The sequence below is a fragment of the Sulfurimonas sp. genome, assembly GCF_018698455.1.
GTDB lineage: Bacteria > Campylobacterota > Campylobacteria > Campylobacterales > Sulfurimonadaceae > Sulfurimonas.
Genome location: NZ_JABIOQ010000041.1, coordinates 38,218 through 45,709 on the forward strand (window position 1 = coordinate 38,218; position 7,492 = coordinate 45,709).

The window sequence follows — 7,492 nt, forward strand, 5'->3', positions numbered from 1 at the left end:
AAATGAAAAAAATACTGTTGTCACTCCTGTTAAGTATGGGACTTTATGCTTCAGCTTCTTGTACAGGTATAGTTTTAGAGACACTCTCTAGTGGTGGTTATACTTACATGAAAGTAGAAGAATCAAAAAAAACATACTGGATTGCAATGACTCAGCGTGATGTAAAAGTTGGTGATGCCATAAGTTACTCTGAACAAGGTTGGATGAAGGACTTTCATTCAAAAACACTTGACCGCACTTTTGAGTCTATTTTATTTGCTAGTGATGCTCCTACAAATACTCATATAAAAGCTCCATCTAAAAAAGCAAGCATAATGGAATCTTCGCACACATCTTCTAGCAGTATTTCTATTGCTGATCTCTTTAAAAATCGTGATAAGTATGTAGGTAAAATAGTAACTGTAAAAGGTAAAGTAACAAAAACTTCAGCACAAATTATGAAGCTAAACTGGATACACATTCAAGATGGCAGTAATTTTCACGATATGAACGACCTTGTCTTTACATCTACACAAAATGCACCACAAGTGGGTGAAATTGTTTATGCCAAAGGTCTTGTAGTTAAAGACAAAGATTTCGGTTATGGTTATTTTTACCCTCTCATCATTCAAGAAGCAAGTTTCTCAAAATAAAACGAAAACTTTTTTAAATTAATAACATTAACTAGAGTTTTCATATAAAATTAATATTATTCTATTATACTTAGCATTTTTAAGGATGTTTATGGAATATAGTCTACTTATTATTTTTTACTACGGTATTCTACATGCTCTAGGGGCTGACCATCTCTCAGCTATTGCCTTATTTTCTATAGGTAAGAAAAAACTGCAAACACTTCTACTTAGTCTACTCTTTGCAGTTGGACATGGATTTACTCTCTATATCATCGCTCTTTTTATCCAGTACATTGCAAATGATGCTATTTTAGAATACGGAGATACAATATCTTCTGCAGTTATCATGCTCATGGGATTATATATCCTTTATCTTGCATTTAGTGATAAAATACAAATAAACCAACATAAGCATGAAGGAGAAAAGCATCTTCACATATATTACAAAGACAAACATTTACATGACAAAGGTATGCTTTTATCTCTTGGTCTTCTTATGGGTGTTGGTGGTGTACGTGGTATGTTAATCACACTCAGTGTGATATCACATCAAGCTGTAAGTATTGATATGATATTTGCTTTTATCGCAGGTGTTAGTCTCGTTTTTATCGCTTTTGGCTACTTGATATATCTTGTAAACACATCTTTTATTAACTCTAAAAACACTTTAAGGTATGCTCTTGTTTCTATTGGTCTCATTTCTATAAGCATAGGTAGTTATAACTTAATAGGAGAGCAATTAACAACGCTTCTGTAGTACAAATTTAGACTATATTTATTTATAGTTTAAGTTGGCACTATAGCCATCAAAATAAAAAGGAAGAAATATGTTCAAATTAGACGAAGTAAAAGCACACTGTGATGTACCTTGTGGTATATACGATACAAATAGAGCTATTGTTGCAGCATTAAGTGTTGTTAGAATGGTAGATTTAATCAATGCTAGAATGGAAACAGAAGACGCTGCTTCAGCTCAAGGTCAAAATGATATCGCAAGATACATCAACACTAAAGAAGAAGAAGCTGCTGTATGTAAAGAAGAAATCAGAATTATCTGGGGTGACTTTATTAAGCCAGTACATGTTTTAGATAATCCAGACATTCACACTATGGTTCATAATATCATGATGCTTGGTGGTGCTGCTAAGCAACACGTTTCTCGTGAAAAAGCAATGGATCTACTTGCTGCTGTAAATGACTTTTCAGAACTTTTCTGGAAACTTAAAGGTATGGAATCCAAAAGAGTTACTGCTCCTTACGCTCCTGGCGAAGAAATGGTTTTACCAGTTATCTAATGCTCAAACTCTTTAAAGTTTCAGGCAATTCTCTTTTCCCATTTTATAAAGATGGGCAAAGAATTCTTTGCTTGAAAGTTTTTAAATTTAATCCTGTAAAAAAAGATGATACGGTTGTCTTTTCAAAAGACAGTTATGGACTTATGGTCAAAAAAGTTATTTCTATTAACAATGGACAATACTTTGTTCAAGGCACTGATCCATTAAGTATAGATAGTAGAAATTTCGGGACTATCAGCTTAAATGAAATTCACTATAAAGTTCTATTTTAAGACTTAATTAAAAAAACGAGTATACTCACCCAGATGATTTCGATCACTTCATCGAATCAGTCACTCTTTCCAATGGTGAAACTAAATTAACAATGGCTTCTTTTGTTCCAGGTACTCTTGGAAATGAGAAATCTTATACTGAAGTAACTTTCACTATCAGTCCAATAGGTAAGAAACTTAACTTAGTTGCAGTAACTGTAGAAGTAGCTGAGTAGTTTTTAAATCTTATTTATAGGACTTAACTACACCTTTGAATAAGCTCATTAATCCAATTTAACATCACTCCAAATAATTTTCATACAACTTTTACTAATTGTGTAGAATTGTATTAAATGGTTTGTTTTTTTTGAGTTTATCTTATGAAGAGAGACTTAAAAATATGGAATAGTATTTTATACATTCATATTTTTTATTAACTAAAACTATAATATTATTTGTGTTATTAAATATAATTTATAAGGATATATCTTTGATAAATAAACAACTCCTTTCGGGAAATCTTTTTGGTGGTGTAACGGCTGCTATTGTTGCTTTGCCTCTTGCTCTTGCCTTTGGCGTCCAATCAGGCATGGGGGCAATAGCTGGTTTGTATGGAGCTATTGCCTTAGGTATTTTAGCCGCTCTTTTTGGAGGAACTCCAACACAGATCAGTGGTCCTACAGGTCCTATGGCTGTTGTTGCCTCGGCTATTATTGCAGGTGAAATAGCTATTTATGGCTCTTTAGATGCAGCTCTAGGGACTATTATCGCGACTTTTGTTCTAGCCGGTATCATCCAAATCATTATGGGAATTTCACGTATTGGTCAATACATACGCTATATGCCCTACCCAGTTGTATCTGGCTTTATGAGTGGTATTGGTCTTATTATCATCATTATGCAAATGTTTCCTTTCTTTGGACTAAGTTCTCCTAAAACTATTATAGATGTAGTCAGTTCACTAGGTGATATATTTTCTAGTATGAACTTCCAAGCTGTTGGTTTATCTATGGCTACTATTGTCATTATCTACCTTTTTCCCTATATTACAAAAGCTATTCCTTCAACACTAATGGCATTAGTGGTACTCTCAATTTTATCAACACTGCTTGGACTTCATGTCCCTATTATTGGAGATATTCCGCAAGGCTTACCAGATGTACATTTAGACACACTCTTTGCTATGGATTGGCATCACCCCATGGTTATGATCATTCCTGCTGTAACCCTAGCAGCACTAGGAGCTATCGATTCACTACTAACCTCAGTAGTTGCTGATAATATGACTAAAACTCAACATAACTCTAATAAAGAACTTATTGGTCAAGGTATCGGTAATACCATTTCAGGACTCATTGGTGGATTACCAGGGGCAGGAGCTACCATGAGAACGGTTGTAAACATCAATGCAGGTGGTAAAAGTAAGCTTTCTGGAGTTGTTCATGGTCTTATACTTTTGTTTGTGCTTTTAGGAGCAGGTGCTTATGCGAAGCTCATTCCTTTGCCTGTATTAGCAGGTATTCTTATTACCGTAGGTGTTGGTATCATTGATTATAAAGGTCTTAAACATATCATTCATATTCCTCGTGCTGATGCAGTCACTATGCTTATCGTGTTACTGTTAACAGTATTTGTAGATCTTTTACAGGCGGTAGCAGTAGGTATGGTACTAGCTTCCGTGTTGTTTATGAAACAAATGGGTGATATATCTGAATCAAAATCATCCAGTCAAACTTTTGCTGATTTTCACAATATAGACTTGCTGGATGATGAAAAAGGTATTATGGATGTTATTAAAGATCAAATATACATTCAACACTTTGATGGACCAATATTTTTTGGTTTTACCTCTCACTTTAAAAAAATGATGCGAGAGCTTCCCGAGGTAACTGTTGTTATCTTTCGTATGCACGATGTCCCGAGTATAGATCAGAGTGGTATGTATGCCATAGAAAATGCCGTTTTAGAGTTAGAAAGAAAAGGGATTAATGTTCTATTAATAGGTATTCAAAAACAACCTGAACATATGCTGCGTAACATTAAACTTATTCCTAACCTTATTCAAGAGGAACATCTTTTTAAAGATTTCAACTTAGCTATTACTGCTTTAAAAAATAATCAATGTTCTCTAGAGTCAAAACCTAGAGAAACCAAATCAACAATTCTTTGGAAATACTAATTTAGTATCTTCAATTATATTGATAATCATAAGGATTTACAATGAAAACCATAGAAAACTTTTTAAAATACAACAAAGAGTGGGCAGCACAAATAAGTAAAGATAATCCCGAATATTTTGAAAATTTGGCAAAAGGTCAAATGCCAGATCTTCTTTGGATTGGTTGTTCTGACAGTCGTGTACCCGCTGAAATTATTACGGGAGCACAGCCTGGTGAGATGTTTATTCATCGCAACATTGCAAATCAAGTTATCGCTACAGATTTTAACTGCCAAAGTGTTTTACAATATGCTGTTAATGTTCTCAAAGTAAAACATATTGTAGTTTGTGGTCATTACGGTTGTGGTGGTGTCAATGCGGCTCTTAACAAACAAAGTACAGACCTTGTTATCACCAATAAATGGCTTATCCATATTAAAAATACCTATCGACTGCATCAAGAAAAGATCGATAGTTTCCAAACCAAAGAAGAGCGAATTGATAGACTTATCGAATTTAATGTCATCGAACAAGTTCATGCTCTCTCACATACTTCTATCATTCAAAAAGCATGGGATACGCAAAATGGTCCTGAAATTCATGGTTGGGTCTATGGGATTGATGATGGTTTAATAAATGGGCTTATCACCATTAAACCAGGTGATGCTATCGAGCCAATCTATGAATACGAACCTAAAGGCTAATAGTCTTCTTCAATAGGGCTAACAATATACTAACTAAAAACAATCGTTTGAGTATTCACTATACTGAGGCCTTGTTTGCCAGAGTTTAACTACTTATTCACATCAATATCTCTAAATACCTCGTTATTCCTATCTTTTTAGTGTTGTAAACTTGTTATACCAAGTGGGGTGGTGCTTAAGCACCCCTTTATGTAATTCAGTTTATCTTCCTACTTGTACCCTATAAAGCTTCTGGTTCACTAGAAGTTGGTAAAAAATAAGCAATTGTTGTAAATATTACAGCAATTACTAAAGCAGTTGCTAAAGCTGGGACACCTGAAACAATAGCTACTTCATTTGATGGTGTCATATCCGCTAAAATCGCTTTTCCACCAAGTAATGGATCAAGTAAAAATGTTCCAGATATATAGTCAAAAATCAACATATACAGTAAAGCACCACCTAATCCACCTAAAACAAAGAATATAGCATCTTTTCGACCTTCGCCTAATGCACAGATTGAAGTGCACGGACAGTAGCCTCCGATGCCCCATCCTATTCCAAGAACCATTCCTCCAACAATCACACCCCATGTCATACTTTTAACACTCAACTGTGAAGCATCCATTATGCCAAGTGTCATAGCTAAAAAGATGAGAGTACTAGATACTGCTATAGCTAAAAAGATGACACGCATTAAATGCATATCTTTTAAACGTAACATATTTATAATACCAGAAGGGTTAGAAGCCCCTACACGATGAATGCCAAAGCCAAAAGCTGTACCTAAAAGTATTGCTAATAAAACAGTCATATTATTTTCCTTTCTTTGCATAAAATAGTAGTGCAATAGGAATGCCTGTTACAAAAACACCAAAAGCAAAGAGATATCCACTCACTGATGTTTGCATCATACCGCTCATCATATGTCCACTAGTACAGCCACTTGCTAACCTAGCACCAAATATAACAAAGAAACCGCCTATAAAAGTGACAATATAGCGCTTGAATGTACTGGTATTCCCAAACTTATTCAACCAAACAGTAGGTGCATTCCCTTCATCTCTTGATCGACTTGGTCCTTTCGTTATTTGAGAAATGAAGCCTCCAATAAAAATACTTAACACAAAAACAAGTCCATAGCTCATAGGATTTGCAACTGCTTTTGCATACGAACCATTATTTTTTGCTAAGTAACTATTATCGCTTGTGTAACCTGAAGTTGTTGAATTCGTTTCTGAAACAATTGAAACTACACTATCCCAAATAATACCATTGACAATAGAAAATTGTGTCGATCCACCAACAGGTTTTACTATAAAAATAGCAAGAGCTAAAATTATTCCTACCAGTACTCCTCCATAAAGCCAATTTAATCTTTTTCCTTGCATACACTTCCTTTAAAAATATAATATTTATTTAGTCTATTGTCTTATGCCTTATATATATCTTAAGGAACTTCCCGTATAAATCCATACAAAAGATAAAAACTCTCAAACTATAAACAAATTTACTTTTGTAATCGTTATTTTAAAATAACTTGGGCAAGTTTTGTACTTTTTTACAACTCATTGTAGGTTGAAACTTTTTTTACCATTACTATATCATCCTTTGAAGTACTTTTTAGTTGGCTATTTTCCTATATCTTTTAAGTACTGCTTATACCCTACTTTGTTCAACTTTTCTACTTTTACTTCTACTTCTAATTTTATTTTTAACTTGTAAGCTGCTATTTTTTCTCTAATGTCAGCATCAGAAGAACCGATGATTTGAGCCGCTAAGATTCCTGCGTTTTTAGCACCGTTTATAGCTACTGTTGCTACGGGAACACCACCTGGCATTTGTACTATAGAAAGTAATGAATCCATGCCTTCTAATGAAGAGCCTTTAACCGGTACACCTATAACTGGTAAAACAGTTTCTGATGCCACCATACCTGGTAAGTGAGCCGCACCCCCTGCTCCCGCTATAATAACCTTTAGACCTCTTTTCTCAGCACTACTAGAGTACTCTATTAATCGTTCAGGTGTTCTATGAGCAGATACTATGTCAACTTCATACTCTATTCCAAACTCTTCACACATTAGAGCCGCAGCACTCATAACTGGTAAGTCTGAGTCACTCCCCATAATAATTCCAACTTGTACTTTACTCATATTTGTTTGCTTCCTTTGATTTTTAAAATATTTTTTGCTTTCATCGCTTTTTCTAATGCTATATCTATGTCATCATCGAGTACCGTGATATGTCCCATTTTTCTAAATGGTTTAGTGAAAGTTTTTCCATAAAAGTGAAAAGACAATTCTGGAATTTCTAGTGCATCATGAATCCCATCAATAAATGGCTCACCAGCATAACCCTCTTCTCCAAGTATGTTAACCATAACAGCGGGAGAGATAAGTTTAGTAGAACCAAGTGGTAAGTTTGTCACGGCTCTTATCATCTGCTCAAACTGTGAAGTGGCACATGCTTCAACTGTATAGTGTCCTGA

General features: G+C 34.6%; 9 protein-coding genes and 2 pseudogenes. 7 read left to right on the top strand and 4 right to left on the bottom strand.

From position 1 onward, the window contains the following. Nucleotides 1-2: 2 nt before the first annotated feature. The 7 genes and pseudogenes from HOG88_RS05700 (at nt 3) to HOG88_RS05730 (ending at nt 5,022) form a co-directional block, all read left to right on the top strand. Nucleotides 3-632 (top strand): GW dipeptide domain-containing protein, encoded by a 630-nt coding sequence (locus HOG88_RS05700; RefSeq protein WP_295004116.1) that lies wholly within the window; start codon nt 3-5, stop codon nt 630-632. Nucleotides 633-723: 91 nt separating this feature from the next. Then, nucleotides 724-1,371, top strand: coding sequence for a hypothetical protein (locus tag HOG88_RS05705; protein WP_295004118.1), 648 nt, complete (start codon nt 724-726; stop codon nt 1,369-1,371). Nucleotides 1,372-1,441: 70 nt separating this feature from the next. Further along, a complete protein-coding gene (sodN, locus tag HOG88_RS05710; protein ID WP_295004120.1) occupies nt 1,442-1,909 on the top strand; it encodes a superoxide dismutase, Ni in 468 nt (155 codons plus the stop codon). Next, nucleotides 1,909-2,181 carry a S24/S26 family peptidase gene (locus HOG88_RS05715; RefSeq protein ID WP_295004122.1) on the top strand — a complete coding sequence of 91 codons (273 nt, stop codon included), beginning with the start codon at nt 1,909-1,911 and terminating at the stop codon, nt 2,179-2,181. The genes sodN and HOG88_RS05715 overlap by 1 nt, the downstream gene beginning before the upstream one ends. Further along, a pseudogene (locus HOG88_RS05720) lies at nt 2,178-2,372 on the top strand (dethiobiotin synthase); the annotation flags it as partial. The gene HOG88_RS05715 and the pseudogene HOG88_RS05720, both read left to right, overlap by 4 nt. 278 nt (nt 2,373-2,650) lie before the next feature. After that, a complete protein-coding gene (locus HOG88_RS05725) occupies nt 2,651-4,339 on the top strand; it encodes a SulP family inorganic anion transporter (RefSeq protein ID WP_295004124.1) in 1,689 nt (562 codons plus the stop codon). Between the two features lie 41 nt (nt 4,340-4,380). Then, on the top strand, nt 4,381-5,022 hold the full coding sequence (locus HOG88_RS05730; protein ID WP_295004126.1) for a carbonic anhydrase: 642 nt from the start codon (nt 4,381-4,383) through the stop codon (nt 5,020-5,022). Nucleotides 5,023-5,242: 220 nt separating this feature from the next. Here HOG88_RS05730 and HOG88_RS05735 read toward each other — a convergent pair whose 3' ends face one another. The 4 genes and pseudogenes from HOG88_RS05735 to HOG88_RS05750 all read right to left on the bottom strand — a co-directional run. After that, nucleotides 5,243-5,815, bottom strand: a complete 573-nt coding sequence (locus tag HOG88_RS05735; RefSeq protein WP_295004128.1) for a DUF6691 family protein — start codon at nt 5,813-5,815, stop codon at nt 5,243-5,245. A 1-nt stretch (nt 5,816) separates the two neighbouring features. Continuing rightward, nucleotides 5,817-6,392, bottom strand: a complete 576-nt coding sequence (locus tag HOG88_RS05740) for a YeeE/YedE thiosulfate transporter family protein (RefSeq protein WP_295004130.1) — start codon at nt 6,390-6,392, stop codon at nt 5,817-5,819. A gap of 240 nt (nt 6,393-6,632) precedes the next feature. Continuing rightward, nucleotides 6,633-7,157 carry a 5-(carboxyamino)imidazole ribonucleotide mutase gene (purE, locus tag HOG88_RS05745; protein WP_295004132.1) on the bottom strand — a complete coding sequence of 175 codons (525 nt, stop codon included), beginning with the start codon at nt 7,155-7,157 and terminating at the stop codon, nt 6,633-6,635. Further along, a pseudogene (locus tag HOG88_RS05750) lies at nt 7,154-7,492 on the bottom strand (5-(carboxyamino)imidazole ribonucleotide synthase); the annotation flags it as partial. The gene purE and the pseudogene HOG88_RS05750, both read right to left, overlap by 4 nt.

Bases quoted from the DNA above. Each gene is read 5' to 3' on its own strand.
- HOG88_RS05700 (WP_295004116.1), top strand. From the start codon at position 3: ATGAAAAAAATACTGTTGTCACTCCTGTTAAGTATGGGACTTTATGCT.
- HOG88_RS05705 (WP_295004118.1), top strand. From the start codon at position 724: ATGGAATATAGTCTACTTATTATTTTTTACTACGGTATTCTACATGCT.
- sodN (WP_295004120.1), top strand. From the start codon at position 1,442: ATGTTCAAATTAGACGAAGTAAAAGCACACTGTGATGTACCTTGTGGT.
- HOG88_RS05715 (WP_295004122.1), top strand. From the start codon at position 1,909: ATGCTCAAACTCTTTAAAGTTTCAGGCAATTCTCTTTTCCCATTTTAT.
- HOG88_RS05730 (WP_295004126.1), top strand. From the start codon at position 4,381: ATGAAAACCATAGAAAACTTTTTAAAATACAACAAAGAGTGGGCAGCA.
- HOG88_RS05735 (WP_295004128.1), bottom strand. From the start codon at position 5,815: ATGACTGTTTTATTAGCAATACTTTTAGGTACAGCTTTTGGCTTTGGC.
- HOG88_RS05740 (WP_295004130.1), bottom strand. From the start codon at position 6,392: ATGCAAGGAAAAAGATTAAATTGGCTTTATGGAGGAGTACTGGTAGGA.
- purE (WP_295004132.1), bottom strand. From the start codon at position 7,157: ATGAGTAAAGTACAAGTTGGAATTATTATGGGGAGTGACTCAGACTTA.